The organism is Priestia sp. D51, from assembly GCF_053345675.1.
Genome location: NZ_JBLTIR010000001.1, coordinates 350,107 through 374,194, shown reverse-complemented (window position 1 = coordinate 374,194; position 24,088 = coordinate 350,107). Strand labels below are relative to the sequence as shown.

The 24,088-nt window shown below is 38.0% G+C and carries 26 protein-coding genes; 3 read left to right on the top strand and 23 right to left on the bottom strand.

The genetic code is table 11. The annotated features are described in order from the left end of the window. Window positions 1-19: 19 nt before the first annotated feature. Genes ACNHOZ_RS01970 through ACNHOZ_RS01960 form a run of 3 tightly spaced genes read right to left on the bottom strand, consistent with a single transcriptional unit; the run spans window position 20 to window position 2,048 of the window. The gene (locus tag ACNHOZ_RS01970; RefSeq protein ID WP_013059207.1) at window positions 20-433 is read right to left on the bottom strand and encodes a Fur family transcriptional regulator; all 414 of its coding nucleotides are present in this window, start codon (window positions 431-433) and stop codon (window positions 20-22) included. Beyond that, window positions 430-1,272, bottom strand: coding sequence for a metal ABC transporter permease (locus ACNHOZ_RS01965; protein ID WP_028411633.1), 843 nt, complete (start codon window positions 1,270-1,272; stop codon window positions 430-432). The genes ACNHOZ_RS01970 and ACNHOZ_RS01965 overlap by 4 nt, the downstream gene beginning before the upstream one ends. Further along, a complete protein-coding gene (locus ACNHOZ_RS01960) occupies window positions 1,269-2,048 on the bottom strand; it encodes a metal ABC transporter ATP-binding protein (protein ID WP_028411634.1) in 780 nt (259 codons plus the stop codon). The genes ACNHOZ_RS01965 and ACNHOZ_RS01960 overlap by 4 nt, the downstream gene beginning before the upstream one ends. 273 nt (window positions 2,049-2,321) lie before the next feature. On the opposite strand from ACNHOZ_RS01960, the gene ACNHOZ_RS01955 reads away from it, so the two are divergent. After that, window positions 2,322-2,573 (top strand): DUF2624 domain-containing protein, encoded by a 252-nt coding sequence (locus ACNHOZ_RS01955; RefSeq protein WP_013059210.1) that lies wholly within the window; start codon window positions 2,322-2,324, stop codon window positions 2,571-2,573. Between the two features lie 49 nt (window positions 2,574-2,622). Here ACNHOZ_RS01955 and ACNHOZ_RS01950 read toward each other — a convergent pair whose 3' ends face one another. Both ACNHOZ_RS01950 and ACNHOZ_RS01945 read right to left on the bottom strand, forming a co-directional pair. Beyond that, entirely contained in the window at window positions 2,623-3,510 is an 888-nt protein-coding gene (locus ACNHOZ_RS01950; RefSeq protein ID WP_028411635.1) for a deoxyribonuclease IV, read from the bottom strand. A gap of 28 nt (window positions 3,511-3,538) precedes the next feature. Continuing rightward, window positions 3,539-4,858, bottom strand: coding sequence for a DEAD/DEAH box helicase (locus ACNHOZ_RS01945; RefSeq protein WP_013059212.1), 1,320 nt, complete (start codon window positions 4,856-4,858; stop codon window positions 3,539-3,541). 185 nt (window positions 4,859-5,043) lie between these two features. On the opposite strand from ACNHOZ_RS01945, the gene ACNHOZ_RS01940 reads away from it, so the two are divergent. Further along, a complete protein-coding gene (locus ACNHOZ_RS01940; protein ID WP_028411637.1) occupies window positions 5,044-5,748 on the top strand; it encodes a YqfQ family protein in 705 nt (234 codons plus the stop codon). A 128-nt stretch (window positions 5,749-5,876) separates the two neighbouring features. Next, window positions 5,877-6,827 carry a 4-hydroxy-3-methylbut-2-enyl diphosphate reductase gene (locus ACNHOZ_RS01935; protein WP_028411638.1) on the top strand — a complete coding sequence of 317 codons (951 nt, stop codon included), beginning with the start codon at window positions 5,877-5,879 and terminating at the stop codon, window positions 6,825-6,827. A 43-nt stretch (window positions 6,828-6,870) separates the two neighbouring features. On the opposite strand, the gene ACNHOZ_RS01930 is transcribed toward ACNHOZ_RS01935, so the two are convergent. From ACNHOZ_RS01930 to yqfD, 18 genes are all read right to left on the bottom strand, one after another. Continuing rightward, entirely contained in the window at window positions 6,871-7,992 is a 1,122-nt protein-coding gene (locus ACNHOZ_RS01930; protein ID WP_048019743.1) for a Nif3-like dinuclear metal center hexameric protein, read from the bottom strand. Beyond that, the gene (locus ACNHOZ_RS01925; protein WP_028411640.1) at window positions 7,989-8,693 is read right to left on the bottom strand and encodes a tRNA (adenine(22)-N(1))-methyltransferase; all 705 of its coding nucleotides are present in this window, start codon (window positions 8,691-8,693) and stop codon (window positions 7,989-7,991) included. Before ACNHOZ_RS01925 ends, ACNHOZ_RS01930 begins: the two co-directional genes overlap by 4 nt. A gap of 169 nt (window positions 8,694-8,862) precedes the next feature. Then, window positions 8,863-9,222 carry a cytochrome c550 gene (gene cccA, locus ACNHOZ_RS01920; protein ID WP_048019742.1) on the bottom strand — a complete coding sequence of 120 codons (360 nt, stop codon included), beginning with the start codon at window positions 9,220-9,222 and terminating at the stop codon, window positions 8,863-8,865. Window positions 9,223-9,353: 131 nt separating this feature from the next. Beyond that, window positions 9,354-10,493, bottom strand: coding sequence for an acyl-CoA dehydrogenase family protein (locus ACNHOZ_RS01915; protein WP_028411642.1), 1,140 nt, complete (start codon window positions 10,491-10,493; stop codon window positions 9,354-9,356). Between the two features lie 385 nt (window positions 10,494-10,878). Continuing rightward, window positions 10,879-12,012 carry an RNA polymerase sigma factor RpoD gene (gene rpoD / locus ACNHOZ_RS01910; protein WP_013059219.1) on the bottom strand — a complete coding sequence of 378 codons (1,134 nt, stop codon included), beginning with the start codon at window positions 12,010-12,012 and terminating at the stop codon, window positions 10,879-10,881. Window positions 12,013-12,077: 65 nt separating this feature from the next. After that, window positions 12,078-13,886 carry a DNA primase gene (gene dnaG, locus ACNHOZ_RS01905; protein ID WP_016765586.1) on the bottom strand — a complete coding sequence of 603 codons (1,809 nt, stop codon included), beginning with the start codon at window positions 13,884-13,886 and terminating at the stop codon, window positions 12,078-12,080. Window positions 13,887-13,927: 41 nt separating this feature from the next. After that, window positions 13,928-14,398: a YaiI/YqxD family protein gene (locus tag ACNHOZ_RS01900; protein ID WP_028411643.1), complete on the bottom strand. Its 471-nt coding sequence runs from the start codon at window positions 14,396-14,398 to the stop codon at window positions 13,928-13,930. Window positions 14,399-14,709: 311 nt separating this feature from the next. After that, window positions 14,710-15,513: a pyruvate, water dikinase regulatory protein gene (locus tag ACNHOZ_RS01895; RefSeq protein ID WP_014458195.1), complete on the bottom strand. Its 804-nt coding sequence runs from the start codon at window positions 15,511-15,513 to the stop codon at window positions 14,710-14,712. Between the two features lie 33 nt (window positions 15,514-15,546). Further along, the gene (locus tag ACNHOZ_RS01890; RefSeq protein WP_155404465.1) at window positions 15,547-16,185 is read right to left on the bottom strand and encodes a helix-turn-helix transcriptional regulator; all 639 of its coding nucleotides are present in this window, start codon (window positions 16,183-16,185) and stop codon (window positions 15,547-15,549) included. Window positions 16,186-16,443: 258 nt separating this feature from the next. Continuing rightward, complete coding sequence (gene recO / locus ACNHOZ_RS01885; RefSeq protein WP_048019740.1) at window positions 16,444-17,208, bottom strand: DNA repair protein RecO; 765 nt, start codon at window positions 17,206-17,208, stop codon at window positions 16,444-16,446. 27 nt (window positions 17,209-17,235) lie between these two features. Then, a complete protein-coding gene (locus ACNHOZ_RS01880) occupies window positions 17,236-17,379 on the bottom strand; it encodes a YqzL family protein (protein WP_014458193.1) in 144 nt (47 codons plus the stop codon). A 155-nt stretch (window positions 17,380-17,534) separates the two neighbouring features. Next, a complete protein-coding gene (gene era / locus ACNHOZ_RS01875) occupies window positions 17,535-18,440 on the bottom strand; it encodes a GTPase Era (protein WP_013059225.1) in 906 nt (301 codons plus the stop codon). Further along, complete coding sequence (locus tag ACNHOZ_RS01870; RefSeq protein WP_033579682.1) at window positions 18,433-18,831, bottom strand: cytidine deaminase; 399 nt, start codon at window positions 18,829-18,831, stop codon at window positions 18,433-18,435. The genes era and ACNHOZ_RS01870 overlap by 8 nt, the downstream gene beginning before the upstream one ends. 91 nt (window positions 18,832-18,922) lie before the next feature. Next, window positions 18,923-19,294 carry a diacylglycerol kinase family protein gene (locus tag ACNHOZ_RS01865; protein WP_016765589.1) on the bottom strand — a complete coding sequence of 124 codons (372 nt, stop codon included), beginning with the start codon at window positions 19,292-19,294 and terminating at the stop codon, window positions 18,923-18,925. Next, window positions 19,278-19,748: an rRNA maturation RNase YbeY gene (gene ybeY / locus ACNHOZ_RS01860; protein WP_028411646.1), complete on the bottom strand. Its 471-nt coding sequence runs from the start codon at window positions 19,746-19,748 to the stop codon at window positions 19,278-19,280. Before ybeY ends, ACNHOZ_RS01865 begins: the two co-directional genes overlap by 17 nt. Continuing rightward, entirely contained in the window at window positions 19,745-21,853 is a 2,109-nt protein-coding gene (locus ACNHOZ_RS01855; protein WP_048019982.1) for an HD family phosphohydrolase, read from the bottom strand. The genes ybeY and ACNHOZ_RS01855 overlap by 4 nt, the downstream gene beginning before the upstream one ends. 62 nt (window positions 21,854-21,915) lie before the next feature. Continuing rightward, window positions 21,916-22,890, bottom strand: coding sequence for a PhoH family protein (locus ACNHOZ_RS01850; RefSeq protein ID WP_033579680.1), 975 nt, complete (start codon window positions 22,888-22,890; stop codon window positions 21,916-21,918). Window positions 22,891-22,893: 3 nt separating this feature from the next. Further along, complete coding sequence (yqfD, locus tag ACNHOZ_RS01845; protein ID WP_255905619.1) at window positions 22,894-24,081, bottom strand: sporulation protein YqfD; 1,188 nt, start codon at window positions 24,079-24,081, stop codon at window positions 22,894-22,896. Between the last annotated feature and the right edge of the window lie 7 nt (window positions 24,082-24,088).

Here is a 24,088-nt window from a genome sequence, read left to right as displayed (position 1 = left end):
GCATAGCACCCTCTCTTTTTTATTGATTACATTCGATACATTGACCGTAAATTTCGAATTTATGGCCTGTAATATTATACCCTCGCAAATCCTCGTCTACATACTCCATCGGACAAGCTTCAATTTCTTTTGTTTTTCCACAATCTAAACAAATGAAGTGGTGATGATGATGAGCAGTTGCACATTTAAATCGAAAGTGCTTTTCGCTCGAAAGCTCCGTCATTTCAAGTACGCCTAACTCCACAAATAATGATAAATTACGGTAGATTGTATCAAAACTTAGACCAGGATAATCAGGCTTCATATATTCTAATACATCTTTTGCCGTTAAGTACTTATTTGATTTTGAAAACAAGGCAAGCATTTCTTCACGTTTTCCTGTATGTTTATATCCTTGATCTTTTAATAAATGAATGGCTTCAGTTAAATTCATTTTTGTTTCCCCTTCCGTCCTTTATTAATCATAATAGATATGATTAAAATAACAACAGCAATGACAACAATTGTACCGCCTGGTGCTAAATCCAAGTAGTACGCTGAAAATAATCCGCCTAAAACAGATATTTCACCAAAAATCACCGAAAGCAGAATCGTTTGTTTAAAGCCTCTAGCTAAGCGAATGCTTGCTGCTACAGGAAGAGTCATAAGCGATGACACCAATAGAATACCGACGATACGCATCGATACAGCAATGACAAGAGCAACCATCACGATAAATAAAAAGTGCATCCACTTCGATTTAATTCCAGAAGCAGAAGCATGCTCCTCGTCAAAAGATAAAATAAACAATTCTTTATATAAGAAAAAGACAATAGCTATTACAAATACGGCTATGACAACAACTGTCCAAAGATCCGAACGACTAACTGCACTCACGCTTCCAAACAAATAATTCATTAAATCATTATTAAAACCGTCTGCCAGCGAGATACAAATTGCACTAATACCAATTCCGCCCGATAAAATAATCGGAATGGCAAGCTCTTGATAGTGCTTGTAGACCCCTCGAAGCTTCTCGATAAAAAGAGCCCCTGTAACGGAAGACACCATTCCTAAATAGACGGGGTTCACTCCTTGCATAAACCCTATTTTCTGACTAAGAAGCAAGCTCGCAGAAATTCCGGCTAGCGTCACGTGACTTAACGCATCTGCAATTAAAGAAAGACGTCTTACTACGATGAACGTGCCCAATAAAGGAGCTAAGACGCCAATAATCATACCTGTTAAAAATGCATTTCGCAAAAACTCAAATTGAAATAAACTGCTTATCATACGTGCTGCCCTCCATGATGATGATCATGGGTTAACACATGAACATTATGACCATAAAACATAGATACGTCATGTTCACAAAGCTGTTCGAATTCTTTGGCATTCCCATGAAAGTGTAAAAATTTATTTAAACAAGCAACGTGGGTTACTTTTTCCGAGACAGTTCCAATATCGTGAGTAACAAGCACAAGCGTAATTCCTTTTTCTTTATTTAACTTTTCAAGAAGCTCATAAAAAGTGTATACATTTTGTGCATCCACTCCGACCGTAGGCTCATCTAAAATTAACAGCTCGGGCTCACTTACAAGCGCGCGTGCAATAAAAATTCGCTGCTGCTGACCACCGGATAGCTCTCCTATGTTTCGATTTAAAAATTCGCTCATCCCCACTGCTTCTACCGCTTCTTTTACCTTTTGTTTATGAGAAGCATTCATAAAGCGAAACAAACCTAGTTTTGAAGTAAGGCCCGTGGAAACCACTTCAAAAACGGTAGCAGGAAAGCCGCTGTTGAAACTATTCGCTTTTTGCGATACATATCCAATTTTACTTCGTTCTTTAAACCTTCTCTGATCTTTTCCAAATAAACGAATTGAACCTTGAGATGGTTTTTGCAAACCAAGCAAACATTTGATTAGCGTTGATTTCCCAGAACCATTTGGACCAACGAGCCCCAAAAAAGCTCCTTTTGGAATTGAAAAACTTATATCTTCTAATACATTCACTCCATCATATTGAAATGATAAATGATCAATTTCAATGATATCAGGTGTATTCATATGCGCCTCACCATTCTTTTTTTATATTTCTCCATACAAAAGAGGGCACGGTTTCTATCGTATACTCCGTTACCCATTTACTTTCTCAGAATCATTACGATTTAGTCATTAATGTAGTATACAGGATTGTGTTTTATTTGTAAACTAAGCCGTTTCACTCTTTCGCTTTCTTACCCCCGTAGGTTCATCCGACTCAAAATGTTGTTTTATTACACAATATAGTCACATCTTTCTTTTTTATTCATAAACTGTATATGACGAGGAGGTAATCATATGAAAATTGTACAGCAGATTGTCAATAAGAAAGTAAACAATATTACCCCGAAAGAGCTTTTAAAGTATAGCAAACAATACAACATCCCCATTACAGATCAGCAGGCACACACCCTTGTATCTGTCATTAGACAGCAACCCGTAAATATTTATAACCTTGAAGAGCGCCGAAATTTAATCAAACAAATTGCTCAAGTAACAGATCGTGAAACTGCCAGACGCGTGAACGAATTATTTCAGCAGTTAATGTAAAAGAAGAGGTCATGTCTGTAGACATGACCTCTTTCAATCACATATGAAATTACATAAGCTTTTGTTTTAATTCTGAATCAAAGCTTTGTGCACGAATCATATCAATTTCCAATTGATATGGCGCTTTTTTATTTTTCTTATCTTCTCCTACATAAGGAGTTTCTAGAATTTTAGGAACTTCTTTAAACGCTGGGTGATGAACAATATAATTCAGTGCACCAAATCCGATTTCACCAAACCCAATGTTTTCATGACGGTCTTTTCGAGCACCGCATACATTTTTACTATCATTGATGTGAAGCACTTTAATTCGCTGTATTCCTACGGTTTTGTCAAATTCATTTAATACACCGTCAAAGTCTTGAACGATATCGTAACCAGCATCATGTACGTGACATGTGTCAAAACAAACAGAGAGCTTTTCATTGTGCGTCACACCATCAATAATTTGGGCGATTTCTTCAAAGCTTCTTCCACACTCTGTTCCTTTTCCAGCCATTGTCTCAAGCGCAATTTGAACTTCTTGATCAGCTGTCAACACTTCGTTTAGACCGTTGATAATTTGCTGAATACCAGCATCTGCTCCGGCCCCCACATGAGCCCCTGGATGAAGAACAATTTGCTTTGCGCCAAGAGCATGGGTGCGCTGAATTTCAGACGTTAAGAAATCTACTCCAAGCTCAAATGTTTCGGGCTTTGTTGTATTCCCTAAATTAATGATATAAGGAGCATGTACAACAATATCTTTCATTCCATGCTCTTTCATATGCAAAAGACCAGCTTCAATATTAAGCTCTTCAATCTTTTTGCGACGAGTATTTTGTGGAGCGCCTGTATAGATCATAAACGTATTTGCTCCATAAGAAGCTGCCTCTTCACTTGCTCCTAAAAGCATCTTTTTGCCGCTCATCGATACGTGAGAACCAATTTTCAACATTCTTTTTTACACCTCTAACCTATTGCGATTAACGATTGTTGCGTCTTTCACTACGCTTTTTCTTTTGCACGTACTTTGTAATTTCACGAGCACGTTTTTTCTTATAGCCAGGCTTTACTTTCTTAGGCTTTTGAATAAAACGATGTGCCTCTTCTCCCACTTCATCCGCTTTCTTCACACGCTTTTTACGGCGGTTACGGTCATCAATAGAAACCCATTCTTGCTTTTGAAGATCTTTGTTTACAAATTCGATTCCCATTTTCTCTAGCTTATTTACTGCATCTTCATCTTCCACATCGAAGATTGTAGCAGCAATTCCAGAATGACCAGCACGAGCTGTACGGCCTACGCGGTGAATGTAGAAATCTAGATCTGAAGGAAGCTCAAAGTTAATAACGTGTGAAATCCCTTCAATATCAATACCGCGAGCTGCTAAATCTGTCGCTACTACGTATTGAAATTCTAAATTATTAATTTGCTTCATCATTTTCTTACGGTCACGAGGAGATAAGTCTCCGTGAATTCTTCCTACTTTTAAGCCTTTAGACAGTAGGTCATCTGCTACTTCGTCCGCCATTTTCTTTGTATTTGTAAAGACGATAGCTAAATAAGGATTATACGAAATAAGCATATCGTGCAGCAGCTTAAACTTGTTACGATGACGTAGTGGAACTAATACATGCTCTAATTTAGCCGCTGCTGCTTGCTTCGGCGAAACATGCGTAAATTTTGGATTTTCCATGTATTTTTTTAAGAATGGCTTTAATTTTTCAGGAATCGTTGCTGAAAAAACAAGCATCTGTAATTTTTCAGGCATGTTGCTTGCCAAACGGTCCACATCTTCTAAAAATCCCATATCAAGCATTAAATCAGCTTCGTCTACTACTAACGCCTTAGTTGTATACACAACTAACGCTTTTTCATTTACTAAATCAAACAAACGAGCCGGTGTTCCTACAACCACTTGAGGCTGTTTCTTTAATTTGTCGATTGTACGCTGCTTATCTGTACCGCCGATAAAACATTTTGCTGAAATTTCTTCTCCTTCAGCACTGTGTTTTGTTAGCTTTAAGACTTCTTGATAAATTTGAGAAGCAAGCTCACGAGTTGGAGCGGTAATTACAACTTGTACTTCTTCTTTTTTAGGATCTACCTTTTCAAGTAAAGGTAATAAATAAGCGTGTGTTTTGCCCGTCCCTGTTTGTGACTGACCAATTACACTTTCCCCTTTTAAAACGGAAGGAATTAAGCGCTCTTGAATCTCTGTAGGCTGATAAAAACCTAATTGTTTAATTGCTTCTATTAAAAATGGTTGAAACTCAAAACGTTCAAAGTTTGTTTTTTCCATAATAGTCTCCTTTTTTACATTCACGTTCATCTTTTAAGGCACAATATATGATTATAATCGATTTTTCCTTCTGTGACTACTTCTCATTCATATTACTAAAACTTATTACCTGTTTCAAAAACATTTTATCGCGAGTTGCATACGATAGTAAAAGAAAATCTACTTTACTAAAGGAGGTGCGTCCTTTGCTACAGCGAAGACCACCATTTCCACCCGGTATGCAAAGAAGAATGATGCCAGGAATGCCACCGCAAAACGGTTTTGGGCAACAACCTGGTAACTTTGGCCAATTTAATCCATTACAGCAGTTTCGTAACTTTGCCCAGCAAACAAATGCTCAACAATCATTTTACCCGAATCAGCAAGGCCTGAACCGTGGAGGAGGTAACTTCTTAACTCGCCTATTCCGAAGAGGCGGGAATAGAAACATCCCCTTTCAACAAGCAGCAGCTGCTGCTCCTCGAGGTTCTTTGTTTTCAGGCCTTTCAGGAGCCCAAGGTGCTGCAGGAGCGACCAACTCTTCTTCCCTGCTTGGAGGTTTACAAGGTTTAACGAACCCTGCTAACTTAAGCTCCATGATGGGAAATGTTCAGCGAGTATTAAAAGCTGCGGAAACGATGGGACCTATGATTCAACAATACGGACCTCTTGTCAAAAATGCTCCTTCTCTATGGAAAATCTATCAGGCCCTGCGCTCAAGTGACGATACAGATGAAGTACTCGAAGCAGAAGGAACAGAGGTTGCTGAAACTGATGAAAGCAAAGACAGTAAGGTTTTGTCAACAGGCGCAGAAAGCACGGATTCATCTGATGATGAGCTGGATTTCTTCGAAGAAGAAATTGAACTTTCCTCTAGAGATCGAGTGTCTAAACCAAAACTTTATATTTGATAAATCTGCTAGTTCCGTAAGTAAAGACAGTAAGTAAAAAAAGAATATCTTTGTATTCTTCCTTCCTCTTTTATATAATAGAAGCGAGTTGAATTGCTCGTCAGGATTATGATGAGGAGGAAATTGAAATGAAAGTTATTAAAATCGCACCGCGCGGCTATTGTTATGGTGTAGTAGACGCAATGGTCATTGCACGAAACGCCGCTTTAGATAAATCATTGCCTCGACCAATCTATATCTTAGGAATGATTGTTCATAATAAACACGTTACAGATGCGTTTGAAGAGGACGGCATTATCACACTGGACGGTGCTAATCGCCTAGAAATCTTAGACCAAATAAATGAAGGAACCGTTATTTTTACGGCGCACGGAGTATCTCCAGAAGTAAAAGAACGAGCAAAAGAAAAAGGTTTAACAACAATCGATGCTACATGTCCGGATGTTACAAAAACCCACGACCTTATTCGCCAAAAAGAAAAAGAAGGTTATGACGTTATTTATATCGGAAAAAGAAATCACCCTGAGCCAGAAGGTGCACTTGGCATCGCACCAGATATCGTTCATTTAATTGAAAAAGCAGAAGACGTAGCCCATTTAAATATTCAACGTGAAAAAGTCATTGTAACCAATCAGACAACAATGAGTCAGTGGGACGTTGCAGATGTCATGGAAAAAGTAAAAGAAAAATATCCGCACGCTGAAGTTCACAAGGAAATTTGTTTAGCTACACAAGTTCGCCAAGAAGCTGTAGCTGAGCAAGCAGGTGAAGCAGATGTTACAATCGTAGTAGGAGATCCTAAAAGTAACAATTCAAACCGTCTAGCTCAAGTATCAATGGAGATTGCCGGCACTGAGGCATATCGCATCGGTGACATCTCAGAGCTTCAGATCGAATGGTTGATGAACGCGAAAACCGTAGCTGTTACGGCAGGCGCATCTACCCCTACTCCAATCACAAAAGAGGTCATCAATTTTCTAGATCAGTTCGATCCGGAAGATGAAACAACATGGACACGTGAAAAAAGTGTGCCTCTTTCAAAAATTTTACCAAAAGTTCGAACAAAAAAATCGTCTTAATAGACGCAAAAGAAGGTGTTGACATTCGTCAACACCTTCTTTGTTACATAAACGTAAATGGGTTTGTGTCTACTTTTGAATCAAATACTTCACACTCAAAGTTTTTCGCTTCAAAAAGACTGTTTAATACGCGTGTTACACCTTGTCTCATGACTTTTTCAACATGATGACCAGGATCTACAACGTTTAATCCCATTGCCATTGCATCATGCGCAACGTGGAAATACAAATCACCTGTTACATAGGCATCTGCTCCGCTAAATTTTGCGTTTGTAATATATTTGTTTCCGTCTCCGCCAAGAACAGCTACTTTTTTCACAGTGGCATCCATAGACCCTACTACTCTGACACCATCTACATCCAATGCTTGTTTAACGTGATCGGCAAACTGTTTTAACGTCATCTCTTCTTTTAACTTACCAATTCGTCCAAGTCCAAGCGTTTCGCCCGTTTGTTCCACTGGATAAATGTCATAGGCTACTTCTTCGTAAGGATGAGCACTGAGCATGGCACGAATAATTTTATTTTGTTGACCCGCTTCAAAAATAGTTTCAACTTTTGTTTCATTGACACGTTCTAGCTCTCCTTTTGAGCCAATGTATGGATTGGCTTCTGAAGAAGGTTTAAATGTGCCTTCGCCTTCTGTTGAAAACGTACAGTCGCTGTAAAGGCCAACATGTCCAGCTCCCGCATCACAAATAGCTGTGCGCACTGCTTCAGCGTCATTTGAAGGAACAAATACAGCTAGCTTTTTCAATTGAATCGACGTTGTCGGAACCAGCACTTTTGTCTCTTGTAGCCCCAACGCTTCGGCTAACAAGTCATTTACTCCGCCTTTAGCTATATCTAAGTTTGTATGAGCAGCATATACGGCAATATCATGCTTAATGCATTTCTCTAAAATACGCCCTTCAGGACGATCTGTAACCACTTGTTTTAGAGGTCTAAAGATAGGAGGATGATGAGCAATAATTAAATCCACTTGTTTTTCAATTGCTTCGTCTACGACCGTTTCAAGAACATCTAACGTTACCATTACTTTTTTTACAGGCTTGTTTAACGTTCCAATCTGTAAACCAATTTTATCTCCTTCAACCGCTAAATGCTTGGGAGAAAATGATTCAAATGCCTCAATTACTTGAAATCCGTTAGGGATTTTACTCATTTTAACGCCTCCTCAATTAATGAGATGTCTTGGGTAAGTTTTTGAAGTTTTGCTTTGCTTTCCTCTGACTGAGCCTGTTCCATTTGACTGACAATTTGTTTAAGATGATTTAGTTCATGCGTCCACTTTGTCATAAAAGCAGAAGAGCGCTTTTCTTTTAAAATAGGGCCCATTAACACGCCGGCTTCCACTTCCCCGTTATACGGAGCTAAAGGGTTTCCAGGTTCAGCGACGATGACTTCATACATACGACCGTCTTCTTCGATGATTTTTTCATCAATTATTTCCCAGTTGTGTTGAATCAGCCAGCTGCGAATATGATGTGAACCAATATTTGGCTGAAGCACAAGTCTTTTTACTCCTTCTAATTTTGCCTTTCCTTCTTCTAAAATCATCGTAATAAGCGTTCCGCCCATTCCGCAGATTGTAATACAGTCTACTTCATTCGGCGATATTACTTCTAGGCCGTTTCCTTTTCGAACATCAATAACATCCGTTAAGCTTGTTTTTTTCACCTGCTGAATAGCCGATTGCAGGGGACCTTCTGTAATTTCACCTGCTACAGCGCCGCTAATATATCCATTTAAATAAGCAAAACATGGCAAATACGCATGATCTGAGCCAATGTCTGCTATCTTTGCTCCCAAAGGAATCGACTTTACTACTTCTTCAAGTCTTGTTGATAAGTTTAATTCATTCATTTTGTCACCTATTCTCTATGTGATTACTGTTCATTATTTTAACATAGATAGCTGCATGATTCCTATTTCTCTTCATGTTTTCCTTCTAGCTGAATGCGTATAAAAAAATCATAAAAAAAAAGCCTGCTTTATAAATGAGCGGCTTTCCAGAAAATCATGTTTCTGAACTCTATTTAATTTCGGATACCCATTTAGCCATTTCCTTCGCTTTTTCCGGAGGAACCAGCCCGGCCGGCATGTTTCCTTTACCGTTTACAACAATATTTGCAATTTCTTCTTGAGAAACTTTTTTCCCAATTCCTTTTAACGAAGGACCTACTCCACCTTGATACTGATCACCGTGACAACCAATACAAGTTTTTTGATAAATTTCTTCTGGTTTAGCTGAAGCCTGCTGTTCCGCGCCACCGCCTTCTTTTTCAGCCGCGATTTCTTTTGCATTGTTCAATCCGTTGAACGAAAGCGTTAACATTAAAGCAATCCCAATTACCGCAATTAATAAAAATGGTATTAGCGGATTTCGCTTCACTCACTATACCCCCTTTATGTATTCCCATCCCTAGAAATAACAAAATAGTATAAGCACTTTTATTTTACTTGAAAATGCTCATAAGTGAAAGGGTTTTATTTACATAATTAACTAATTTCTTATTGCTTATCTTAACAGCCAATTTGCCTTGCAATAACAGAGCGCTGAATTTCCGAAGTTCCTTCTCCAATTTCTAAAAGCTTGGCATCCCGTAAATACCGCTCCACGTGATACTCTTTCATGTAGCCGTATCCTCCATGAATCTGCACAGCTTGACTGGCTACTTCCATACAAATTTCAGAAGCATACAGTTTACACATAGCTGCTTCTTTCGTAAATGGCTTTCCTTGGTCTTTTAACCACGCTGCTTTATACACCATATTTCTTGCTAACTCAATTTTCATGGCCATATCAGCTAATTTAAACTGAATCGCTTGAAACGATGAAATAGCTTTCCCAAACTGCTTTCTTTCCTGCGCATATGACAGTGCTTTTTCATAAGCCGCTTGAGCGATTCCAACGGCCATTGCCCCAATTCCAATTCTTCCCCCGTCAAGCGTCATTAGAAATTGTTTGAATCCTTCTCCTCTTACACCGAGTAAATTCTCTTCAGGCACTTCAACATCCTCTAAAACGAGTTCAGTTGTATTTGAAGCATGTAGACCCATTTTCTCGTAATTGTCTATTACAGTAAAACCTCGAGCTTCTGTAGGCACGATAATAGCTGAAATTTCTTTTTTACCTTCTGTACGGTTTGTAACAGCTGTTAAAGCTAAAAACTTTGCATAGCTGGCATTCGTAATATAGCATTTACTTCCATTAATCCTAAATGTTCCATCCTTCAACACTGCTTCGGTCTCCGTTCCCCCCGCGTCACTTCCTGCGTTCGGTTCGGTTAAACCAAACGCTCCAAAAGATTCCCCGGAGCATAAAGCTGGTAGGTACTGTTCTTTTTGCTCCTTTGTTCCGAATAAATAAATAGGTGCCCCCCCGAGCGAAACATGAGCTGAGTATGTAATTCCTGTAGAGCCACAAGCTTTACTTAACTCCTCTACGACAATAGCAAAACTAACCGTATCTGCGCCTCCGCCACCATATTCTTCAGGAAAAGGAAGGCCCATTACACCAAGCTCACTTAACTTTTTAAAAACATCAAGCGGAAATTGCTTACTTCGATCGCGCTCTAGTGCATTTGGTGCTACTTCAGCTTCTGAAAATTCTCTCAGCGTCCGTTGAATCATCTTTTGTTCATTGGTTAATTCATAATTCATTTTTATTCCCCCTAAAAAATGTATACGCTTACATTATCTAATTATAATTCATTTTTGTAAATTTTCTCAACTTTTAAAACGTTTTAATTTTTTCATGTTATAATAGAGGAGTATTCATCAATGCAAGAATAAAATGAGAGCGATTCCATTTTTTTCGGATGTTTAAATGAAATTTGAACATCTTACGCTTCTATAACAAAAGAATATAAAGGAGCATTTGCAAAACGAAGGACAATTCAGTAAAATATATGAAAGAAGAAAAGTTGGTAAAAAAATCAATATACTTCTTTAAAATGCGTTTTCATGAAATTTATTCCATAAAAAAACAGATAGCCTCTTTCCGCAGGGAAAGAAGCTATCTCATAAGCGCTATTTACGCTTTTATCTATTCTAAGAAATCTTTTAAACGTTTGCTTCGACTAGGGTGACGAAGCTTGCGAAGCGCTTTAGCTTCAATTTGACGAATACGCTCACGCGTTACGCCAAATACTTTTCCTACTTCTTCAAGCGTACGCGTACGCCCATCGTCCAGACCAAAGCGGAGTCTAAGAACATTTTCTTCGCGATCTGTTAACGTATCAAGGACGTCTTCTAACTGCTCTTTTAATAATTCATATGCAGCATGTTCAGAAGGTGATGTTGCATCCTGGTCTTCAATGAAGTCACCTAAATGAGAATCATCTTCCTCACCAATTGGCGTTTCAAGAGAAACCGGCTCTTGGGCAATTTTTAAGATTTCACGAACTTTTTCTGGTGTTAAGTCCATATCTTCTGCAATTTCTTCAGGAGATGGTTCGCGACCTAAATCTTGTAGAAGCTGACGTTGAACACGAATTAGTTTGTTAATCGTTTCAACCATATGAACAGGGATACGAATCGTTCTTGCTTGGTCAGCAATCGCACGAGTAATAGCTTGACGAATCCACCATGTCGCATACGTACTGAATTTATAACCTTTGCGATAATCAAATTTTTCTACCGCTTTAATAAGACCCATGTTTCCTTCTTGAATTAAATCAAGAAACAGCATACCGCGTCCAACATAGCGTTTAGCGATACTTACCACAAGACGTAAGTTTGCTTCAGCAAGACGACGTTTCGCTTCTTCATCGCCTTCTTCAATACGTTTTGCTAAATTGATTTCTTCCTCTGCCGACAATAAGTCAACGCGTCCGATTTCTTTTAAGTACATACGAACTGGATCATTAATTTTCACACCAGGAGGTACACTTAAATCATTTAAATCAAACTCTTCTTCTTTTGACAGTTCTTGAATATCGGGATCGGCATCGTCATCATTTGCTTCAGATTCACTCATTACTTCAACACCTTGTTCTCCAAGGTATTCATAATATTCATCCATTTGATCGGATTCAATTTCGAAGTTCGCCATACGCTCTGCAATTTCTTCGTATGTTAGCACACCACGTTTTTTTCCGATTTCGGTCAATTGATCTTTTACTTGTTCAATTGTTAAATCTGAATCAAGTTGTTTTGATTGAGCTGATTTTTCAGCCATCAGATCCCCTCCTTCCAAAATTTTAAGGAAAACCTTCTAAAAGTGGGACTAATACGCAACATCGTTTATTTTAACGTTTTTTTCAACTGTAAAATTTCCATTGCTATTGTCGCAGCTTTTAAATAATCTTTTTGACGCTCTGCTTCTTGCTTTTCTGCTTCTTTTTTTTCTATCGCTACCCTTTGTGGATAAATCAATATCGTTTGGATATAATCATTCAAAGCTTGCTCCGACAATTCATCATTGATTGACATCATCGCCAATTCTGAAGCTAGACTAGACAACGAAGATTCGGGCAACCGCTCAATAAATCCGCTCGGATTAGGCTCGTGTCCTTCCTCGTAATAGGCATACAAATATAGAACAAGCGCACGATGTTCTTCGACATTGAACTGACCTTGAAGTCGGTCTTGAATTCTAAATGCTACATCCTTATCTTTCAACATATGAGCGATCAAAAAACGTTCTGCATTTTGATAAGCCGGTAATAAGCTTCTCTTTACGACTGGTTGTCTATTTATATTATTTCGATTTGGAGAATCATTATCCTTTTTCTTTTTTTCCGTTCGATACACTTGATACTGCTGTTCTTTAAGCGCATCTAATGAAATGGAAAACTCTTGTGCCAATTGGCGTAAATAATGATCTCGCTCTACAGCTTTTGTAAGGAGGCTTATTTCTTTCAAAACGTCTTCAATGTATTGCATACGTTCAGATTCATTTTGTAGATTTCGCTTTCGGCGGAGATACCTCATTTGAAATGCCATAAAGGTCAAGCTGCTATTAATAACATCATTTTGAAACTTCTCTGCCCCGTATTCTTTAATATAATCATCCGGGTCATAACCATCCGGCATCACAGCAATCTTAACGGTACAACCCACATTTGTTAAGATAGCAGTTGCTTTGTGCGCTGCTTCAATTCCAGCAGAATCTGCATCATAGCAAATGATAACGGACTCTACATTTCGGCGAATAATTTTGGCTTGTTCTTCTGTTAAGGCAGTTCCCATTGTTGCAATTGCGTTTGGGCACCCCGCTTTAACAGCTGAAATAACATCTGCAAATCCTTCAAATAAAATAACCTGCTGATTTTTGCGTATATGTTTTTTAGCGCGGTGAAAGTTGTAGAGTGTGCGACTTTTGTTAAAAATAGAAGTTTCGGGACTGTTTAAATATTTAGGCTGCCCTTTTATCTCTTTTAGCAGGCGCCCTGAAAATGCAATTGTTTTGCCTTGCAAGTCAGCAATAGGAAACATAATTCGATCGCGAAAACGATCAAAGTACGTTTCATCTTGGTTGCGTTTAATGATTAAACCTGCATGTTCCATCTCTTGCGGATTAAACCCACGTTTTGTTAAGAACTTACTTACAAATTCCCACGAATCTAAAGCAAAACCTATCTCAAATTCATCGATAATTTCTCGTGAAAACCCTCGATTTATTAAATAATCATAAGCATCTTGGCCTTCTTTTGTATTTACCAATAAATGATGGTAAAATTTCTTTAAAAGCTCGTGTGCTTCAATCATTTTATTGCTAGGCTTTTGATTATCTTCTTCATGAGGATGTATCTCATGTTCAAAAGGAATATCTCCTTTTTCAGCAAGCTGCTGAGCTGCTTCCGTGAAGGACAGTCCTTCTAATTCCATTATGAATGAAAATGAATTCCCTCCTGCACCGCATCCAAAGCAATGATAAATTTGTTTATCAGGCGATACTGAAAAAGATGGTGTGCTTTCCCCATGAAACGGACAGAGTCCAAAATAATTGCGCCCTTGTTTTTTTAGTTGTACATAATCGCTTATGACGTCGACAATATCTACTGAATGCCGAATACGGTCGATTACTTCATCAGGAATTCGATTTGCCATAGTAACAGCTCCGTATTTCATATAATATTCTTCACTAAGTGCTAAATTCCTGCAAGTTTCGACAACATTTTTTCAAAAGCTTGAATGAAATGCTGGCGATCTTCTTCACTAAATGCCTTTGGGCCTTTAGTATGACGCCCTGACCGTCGCTCTTTTGCAGAAACATAGCGAAAGAAAAGCACCGTATTCATTTCGTCGTCATTATAGTACTTTCCACGAGGAGACAGTGCGTAAACCCCTCGACTTACTAACATGCTTGCTAAGCCAGTATCTTGAGTTACGACAATATCCTGCTTGGCTGCGTGATTTAAAATATATAAATCTGCGGCTTCCTTTTCTGCATCTACATAGACCCATTTTCCTGGTGTAGGATTTGTTTGCATGTGAGCATAGGAAGCAACAAACACAAGCTCGATGTCATATGTATGTGTAAGTTCAACGATTTCTGCTTTAACAGGGCATGCATCAGCATCGACAAAAACTTTACTTTTTCTTTTGCTATAACTCTGTATTCTACATCCCTCCAGAGATTCCTTCTAACAATTTGTTATTTCCTGTAGATGGCATTTGTCGAATACTTTTTTCGATTTTGACTTGACTTTTATATAAATAGTTTATTCGTTCTTAACAAAGTCTAAACCTAAAACTATTCTTTTTTATCACAATTTTTTATTATAATATAAACAACCTATATTTTCTATACCAAAGTCACTTGTTTTTAAAAGTTCTGTCATATTCATCTTTGGTATATTTTCTTAGGCTTACAGCATACAAACATAAGAAAGCAATCTCCTTTCTGTCACGCACGGAGGAGATCCATCGTTTATTTCTTTTTGATGGTATTGAGAATGATACCAGCTGTTTCTTCTACGGCTCTGTTGGATACATCAACCACTTCACAGCCAATCTTATCTACAATTCCTTGGAAGAATTCAAGTTCTTCTTTAATACGGCCAATATTAGCATAAATTGCTTTATCGTTTAGCCCAAGAGACTTTAAACGCTCTTTACGAATATCGTTTAATTTTTCAGGACTAATAGTAAGTCCTATACATTTCTCAGGTGATACGTGAAACAGCTCTTCTGGCGGATCTACCTCAGGTACAATCGGAACGTTGGCTACTTTCAAACGCTTGTGTGCTAAAAACTGAGAAAGAGGTGTTTTAGACGTTCTTGATACACCGATTAATACGATATCCGCTCTAAGAATGCCTCTTGGATCACGCCCATCATCATATTTCACTGCAAATTCAATCGCTTCTACTTTCTTAAAATAATCTTCGTCTAACTTTCTAGCCATTCCAGGCTCATAGCGAGGAGAAAGTTGATAAGAAGATTGAATTTTATCAATTAAAGGTCCAATAATATCAAATACCTCTACCCCGTTTTTGGACGCTTCTTGAATTAAAAATTCTCTCATTTCGGGCTTTACTAGCGTAAAGCCAATAATAGCGTTGTTCAACTTCGCTACTGAAACCACTTCTGAAAGTGTTGCGATGTCCTCTACGTAAGGTACTCTTTTAATTACAAAGTCCGTCATATTGAACTGACTTGATGCAGCCTTTACAACTAGTTCAGCTGTCTCACCTACAGAATCCGAAATGACATAAAGACATGGGTTGTTCATATTTTGTGCATCCCCTTTTTAATCCTTTTTCACTTATAATACTTCATCATTTGCTAGTGCTACTAGTAATTTTGTAATATTTGTTTTGGTAATGCGTCCCACCACTTCAAAATTGCCGTCTCCCTCTTTAATAACGGGCATAGCATCAATCTGTTTTTCAATTAAGATCTTAGCAATATCCATTAACAAATCTTCGCGATAACAATATGTAATGTTGGGCATTCTCGTCATGATAATATGAACAGGAATAGATGTGAGCTCTTGCTTTCCGATACTCGCGCGCAATAAATCTTTACGCGACAGTACTCCCACTAGCTGTGATTTCTCATCCACTACAAAAAGGGTCCCCACGTCTTCTAGAAACATTGTACAAATAGCATCATATACCGACACATTTTCGTTCACGACTACAGGGATAGACTGATATTCTTGCACCTGTATTTTTTTTATTTTATCTGTAAGAAGCTGTGCTCCTGTTTTACCTGTGTAAAAGTAACCTACGCGCGGTCGCGCTTCTAGATAACCAGCCATTGTTAAAATAGCCAAGTCCGGTCTTAGCGTGGCCCGCGTAAGGCTAAGCTGATCTGCAATATGCTCGCCTGTAATAGGGCCTTCGTCTTTGACAATTTGTAAAATTTGTTCTTGTCGTTTGTTCAGTTCGATTGTACTCACCACCTAATCATTAAATGTGACATACTATTTATAAAACATTATATACTTTTTAAGCAAAAGTAAAAGCTATAACTTATTAATTTTAGCATTTTATCTTTTTAGAATGCCGTTTATTTTACCATGGCTTCTCAAAAAAAGCAGACATTACGCTTACAATAAGCGAAACTATCCCTTCGCTCCACAGTAAAAAGGGTGTCCTCTACACACTACGAGGCACCCTAGCGACAGCAATTCCTTGCATATCACTGATTATCTTTTCTATTTCTTATCAGAGAGCGATTGTTTTAAAGACTCCATCTGATTCAAAAACCGCTTTGTTTTTAAAAACAATCCTGAATATTCTTCATAATATTGATCAATTACAAACTTTAATTGTTTTTTTGTTTCGGGTTTAACAGAAATAGAACCTAACCGCTTTAAATCAATGTAATAAAATAGCCTTAATAGTTTAACCGTCATCGGACTAATTTTCAAATGATAAGGATCTTTTTCTAAGCATCGATGACAAATAAACCCGCCTTCTCGAATGGAAAAATGAAATGTTCCTTCACCTTGATGGCAGACTGCACATCCATTTAATGTAGGATGAAGACCTAGAACGTTTAACATTTTCATTTCATAAATAAATGTTAAGATCTCTGCATCATACTCTTCGTTCATATAATGAATGGTTTGGTGCAGCAGTTCAAATAGAAATGGATTTGGTTTATTGTTCTCAGTAGCTTTATCTGTTAATTCAAGAATATAAGAAGCATACGCTGTTGTGAAGATATCTTCGCGTATGCTTCTCATAGATGAGATAACTTCTCCTTGATGGAGAGTACCCATTCCTGAACCTGCTTGTATAAAAAAGTATCCATACGTAAATAATTGTGTGACGGAAGCTAAGCGACTACTGGGCTTTTTTGCCCCTCTTGCCATAAGACCCACTTTTCCGAGTTCACGTGAATAAATGGTGACAATTTTATTTGATTCACCGTAATCATTCGTTCGAATGACAATTCCTTCACACTTTTTAAACAATCATCATCACCGCCATCTTACAGAAGGCTAAGACAAGGGAGAATTGAGACTTTCGCTGTTGTCCTCATATGTTTCGGGTCTTTCTTTCACTTCATTTTCAAGTTCCTTAAAAATGAGATAAGTATCAATGCTACCTGTTTGTGAAAAAATGTTCCAAGTAAAATTCAACATAGAACTCCCACCTTTCTAACCATAAAGATCAGATACATATTTCAATTCCTTATGTTTAGAATAGCCTTCCGACGTAAAATCATGTAACACAATTTTTTACAAATTACCTTCTTTTATGAAGGGGTATAAATCGACGCCAACAAGAACTCAAATGATTAATATTCGTCTTCTCTAAATCCAAAGTCACGGAGATGCGACGCTCGGTTTCGCCAATCTTTTTGCACTTTTACCCATAGTTCTAAAAATACTTTTGAGCCTAAAAGAGCTTCAATGTCTGCTCTTGCTTTTCTTCCTACCTCTTTTAACATCTTTCCTTGCTTTCCAATTACGATGCCTTTTTGTGAATCTCTTTCGACGATAATTGTAGCGCCGACGTAAACAGCGCCATTATCTCGTCTTTGCATAGAATCCATCACAACGGCAATAGAATGAGGTATTTCTTCCCTCGTTGCATGCAGTACTTTTTCACGAATTAATTCCGTAATAATAAAGCGCTCTGGGTGATCTGTTACCTGATCTGCCGGGTAATACTGCGGACCTTCCGGCAATCGCTGCTTGATTTGATCAAGCAAGCGCTCCACGTTATTTCCTTGTAAAGCTGAAATTGGCACAATTTCAGCGAAAGGATATAAGTCTTTATAATTCGTGATAATTGAAAACAATTCGTCTGGATGAATTTCATCAATTTTATTAATCACAAGGAAAACAGGCGTTTTTGTATCTTTTAAACGCTCGATAATAAATTCATCGCCTCGACCTAAACCCTCTGTTGCGTTAATCATAAATAAAATTAAATCTACTTCTTTAAGCGTATTTTGCGCTACCTTCATCATAAAGTCGCCTAATTTATGCTTTGGTTTGTGAATTCCTGGTGTATCAATAAACACAATTTGCGCCTGATCTTCCGTGTACACACCCTGAATTTTATTTCTAGTTGTTTGCGGTTTGTCACTCATAATCGCAATCTTTTGACCGATTACTCGGTTCAAAAAAGTTGATTTCCCTACGTTTGGTCTTCCAATAATTGAAACAAAACCTGACTTAAATTCATTATTACTCATGTAAATCCTCCGATGAAAATGCTCCTGGAAGTAATTCTTCCACAGTTAGTTCTTGTATGTTATTTTTTAAATTGGTTAATATAACTTTCATTTCTTTTGGACAAAGCTCAGAGATTACTTGTCTGCATGCTCCACACGGAGAAACAGGACGATCAGTATCAGCTACTACAGCAAGTGCTGCATACTCTTTATCTCCTTCTGAATAGGCTTTAAATAAAGCCGTACGCTCAGCACAATTGCACATGCTATAAGCCGCATTTTCAATATTGCAGCCGCGATAAACCTTTCCATCTTTCGTCAATAAAGCTGCACCAACTTTAAATTTTGAATACGGTACATAAGCCATTTCACGAGCTTTTTTCGCCTCATCAATCAGTCCGGTCTTATCCATTTATCCGCTCTCCTTTTGCGCTTCTACATGTCTTTTAACTTGTCCTTTTTTATTATACCACGGGGGTGTAAAGAACCAAAAAGAATCCTTTTTAAAACAAATACTTTAAGAAAATAATTCCTCCTATAAGGACAGCAAAACACGCATAGACCAACACCGCTGCTGCGGCTGCATCTTTTGCGTGTTTTGCTAGTATGTGATATTCAGGAGAAACTAAATCGACAACTTTTTCCACCGCTGTATTCATTAACTCTAAGCTGAACATGCCTGCAATGAGAAGCAGCACAACCGTCCATTCACCAGCTGTAATTGACAGCACGGCTCCTAAGAGAAGGACGATGAAAGAAGCTGCTACGTGAATTTGCATATTTCTCTGTGTTTTACAAACATAGAGAAACCCCTCTATTGCATAACCAAAGCTACTGACAACTTTAGCTATCCCTTTTTTATCGCGAGAGTCCATATTGTTCTAAAATATCTTTTTGACGTGTAAACATCTCTTTTTCATCTTCTGATGTTTCATGGTCATACCCAAGCAAGTGCAAGAAACCGTGAACCGTTAAGAATCCTAGCTCCCTCATGAACGAGTGATTGTATTCTTCTGCTTGCTCATGAGCTTTTGGAATCGAAATGACAATATCCCCCAGGACTCTTGGCATCTCATCTCCGATAATTTGCATTTCATCTTCGCCCATTTCTTCTAGCGCAAACGATATTACATCCGTTGGCTGATTTTTATGGCGGTATTGATGATTGATTTCTTGAATTCGATCATTATCCACAAATGTAACGGATACTTCTGCATCCTCTTGAAGATTTTCATATATAGCAGCGGCTTCAAGCAGCTTCTCAAGCTCTTTTTGCTGCTCTTTACTCACTTCGTTTGTTTCATCAATAAAATCAATAACTAAACTCATACCTTCACCTTCTCTTTTTTTATCTCTGGATATTCAATTCGGGAATGAAAAATCCCATTTAGCGTTTCACATAGTGCTTGGCGAATTAACTCTAGCTCTTTGAGCGTTACGTTACACTCGCTAAGCTGCTCATCCTGCAAGCGATCTTTAATAATATTTCGCACCAAGTTCTCAATCTTTTCCGGAGTCGGATTGGACATTGACCTTACGGCTGCTTCTACACTATCAGCTATGCAAATAACCGCTGCTTCTTTCGACTGAGGCTTTGGTCCAGGATAGCGATATTCTTTTTCATCAATTTTTTCTTCTGTTTGTTCAAGTGCCTTATGATAGAAAAACTTAAGCAGGGTCGTTCCGTGATGCTGCTCTGCAATATCTACAATCTCTTTTGGAAACTTGTGATTTCGCAAAATGGTCGCTCCATCTGTAGCATGTGCGATTATAATATTTTTACTAGTCTTCGGACTTAGTTTATCATGCGGATTGGTAATATTCATTTGATTTTCAATAAAATACTGCGGTCGCTTCGTTTTACCAATATCGTGGTAATAAGCCCCCACTCTCGCTAATAAACCGTTAGCTCCTATCGTTTCGCACGCCGCTTCAGATAAGTTTGCCACCATTACACTGTGATGATACGTTCCTGGTGTTTCGGTTAAGATTTTACGTAATAGCGGATGATTAGGACTCGATAATTCAATCAGCTTCATCGTAGATAAAATGCCAAATCCACTTTCAAAAAACGGAAGCAAACCTATAGCTAAAACGGAAGCAATAACACCAGATGCAATTGACATCATGCTGTAATAGCCAAGCTCTACAGTACCAATTTGGCCATTTTTAATAAAAATAATAGCAAAGCTAATAATTACGTTTACCATCGCCACAAATAGACCTGCCTGCAAAATCCGTGAACGCCTGTGCTGCCTGCTTAAAAATAAAATAGCAGCAATATTGCTAATTAAAAAGTAAATCCCAATGTTCATATTAAACGAGGTTGTCAATTCACCATTAAAAATAATGCTTCCACAAATAGCAAATACAATACTTGATAAAATAGCAATGCGTTCATCCATTAAAATTCGAATCAGCAAACCTCCCACTGCAACAGGAGCTAAGAAACCAATTTCCGATAAATCAATTTGCTGAAACACGCTTAAGATTTTCATGAGGCCAATCGTAATGGTTGCTACCAATACATACAACAACAAGGGCTGATATGTCTTGGTGTGAAATTCACGCAAATAGTAAATGAGGCCCGCTATCATCATCACAATCAGCAAAGCTAATCCCGCAAAAGGCTGAATAGATCCTTTATTATTCAACAATCCCGCGAGCTGGAGCTGGCGATATATATCAGGATTAATAAGCTGATTTTCTTCTACAATAATCTGACCTTGTTTAATTCGAACAGGCTCCACTTTTTCCACAGCTGCTTGACGGTTTTCAGCTGTTTTTTTGGGATCATAAATCACATTCGGAATGATAGCGAATTTAGCAATTGCATTCATTGAATCCTTTAGGGAGTTGCTGACATTGGTGTAAACAAGCTGACCTTCTACCTGGTCTTTTTTCTCTTCTACATCGCTAATCTTCACTTGATCTTTCATCACATGATGAACGGCTGTAACTACAGCGTCTTTCGCAATCGATAAATCACTGTTAGAAGACTGAAGCAGCTGCTTGATGGTATCCTTTGGCAAGTTTTTTTGAATGTCTTCAGGAAGCTTGTCCTCTAACATTTTTTGTTTGGTTTTTAATACGGCATCGATACTGTCATCTTCATGATCTTCTTTTTCATATTCTGTATTAACTTCCATCATCGCATCAAAAATAGATGCAACAAGATCGACTTGGTTCTGTGCGTATTCTGTTTTTTGTGTATACACATCTTCAACGGCTTGTTCTGCCTCTGCCCGTTTTTTCTCTGTGCTCTCTTTATCTTCAATGGTAACGGGTGAGTAAATGGTTTGCGGGGAAATAGACAATAGTCTGAGATCTAATTCCTGCGGCTTTACATTGCTATACATAGACGCAAACATCATTATACCTAACAAGGCATATAACCCAATTTGAATTAACCGTAATCGCTCGATCTGTGCCATTGTTTGCTTGATTATCCGAAACGTTGACACAAACGTACCCCCTTTACAAAAAATAGACCCTATTAAGAAAGGGTCTTTTGGTCAGCTTGTTCGTACGCTTGAATGATGCGTCCCACAAGTGGATGGCGCACAACATCTGACTGTTCTAGATGAACAAACGAAATACCTTTAACATTGGTCAGGATTTTCGAGACAGCCGCTAGACCAGACTGAGCTCCTTTTGGTAAATCAATTTGTGAAATATCTCCTGTAATCACCATTTTAGACCCAAATCCTAGTCGTGTTAAAAACATCTTCATTTGCGCCATCGTGGTGTTTTGTGCTTCGTCTAAGATAACAAACGCATCATCTAGTGTACGACCTCGCATGTAAGCAAGGGGTGCTATTTCAATAACTCCGCGTTCGATTAGGCGTTGCGTATGTTCTGTTCCTAATACATCATGTAATGCATCGTACAGAGGCCGCAAGTACGGATCTACTTTTTCTTTCAAATCTCCTGGCAAGAAGCCAAGACTTTCACCTGCTTCAACAGCAGGACGTGTTAAAATAATACGCTGTACGTGACCATTTTTAAGAGCATTAACGGCCATGACAACGGCTAAATACGTTTTACCGGTACCAGCAGGCCCAATTCCAAATACCAAATCATTTTTCTTAATAGCAGAAATGTAGTGACTTTGTCCTAATGTCTTAACACGAATAGTCTTACCTTTTACGTTTTTACCAATCTCTTCTTCATATACATCTTCAAAAAACTCGAGAGAATTTTTCTTAGCTAATTGAATCGCATACACAACATCTCGTTCAGATATGGAAATATTTTTGCGGATAATGTTCAGTAACTTTTTAAGCATTTCTTCCACTAGCTGAACATTTTCTGTACTTCCGGAGACTACAACAGTCTCACCTCTTGAAATGATCGAGACCTGCATTTCTTCTTCAATTCGCTTTAAATTCGCATCTTGTACGCCAAATAATGAAATGGCTTCGTTTGAATCATCAAGTTGTACGTTAATTGTTACTAGCTGTTCTGACATTCATCAATCTCCTTGAATAATTGGTTGAGTGTTCGCAATATTTTCTATAACTTGGTAATGTATTGATAATCTAACTTTACCATTGTCCTGTTCTTGGTGCAAAACTTTTTCACCTTTTATTTTAGCATCCTCACCTAAAGTTGATAGTAATTTTTTTCGACCGATTTCCAAAGCTTTTTCCACCGCCTCTTGTTTAGAATAGACGCGCTGCGAATTCTGTTCTTCTCGTACAGCAACTTTCTCATACGACAGAGGTAATTTCCATTTAAAAAAATAGAGTGGATGCTCCACTTTTTCTGTCAGCTTTGAGCCGTATTTCTCTTTGTTGAAAGCCCAAAGAGGCATTTTAAAAGGTTGAAAATCTAAATAGTGCTTCGTATATCCATTACCCGTTAATACTTGAAAATCAGTTTTTAAAGGCACTTCCACCTCAGACTTATACCATGTTTCACCGTAGACTTTTCCTTTAGCAGCTACTACTTTTTTATTTTTTTCGTTTCCAATAATACCGGAAACTAAGACCTCGCCTTCGTTGACAAAATCATTAACCTTGACTAAAGGTTGTCCTTTTTCGACAAACAAATTCGTAATAATAGCTTTCTTTTTAGCAATTAAATGTTGGTAAGGTGTTTTTTGCTGAGGCTTGGGCTCATTTTTTTCAACCACTTGGAAGTGATAAGAAGTGCCGCGCACTTCTACTCCCACCCAGGTAATATTGTTCATATTATCCGTTAAATAGCGCTGAATTTTTTCAGGACTCTCTAACAGAAATTGAAACTCTCCTCTTTTTACACCTATTTTGGCCAGCTGCTTCGTCATTTGATGTTCTGTTTGTGGTTCTGCACCGCTAATTTCCACTTTCCACACCATGTTGGAAAGCAAACCAAGAATAATAAAAAAAGAAAGAAAACCTAAAGCAAATCCACTATTTTTAATCACTCGTTTTGTTAAAAAAGGAAAACCTCGGCCTCTTATAAAATAAATTTTACAGTCTGCGTTGCGAATTAGTATACGAATTTTCTTTACATCTTTCAATAATATCGTTGCTGTCGCTAGCTGACCGTCAACTTTATGGACATTCGAAATCATAATCTGTTGTCTCACACAATTATTTAAAAAACGTTCAATTCCTTTTCCAACAATTCGAATACGTACGGTACCAATAACAAAGTTTGTCCATCCATTCTTCATTTTTTTC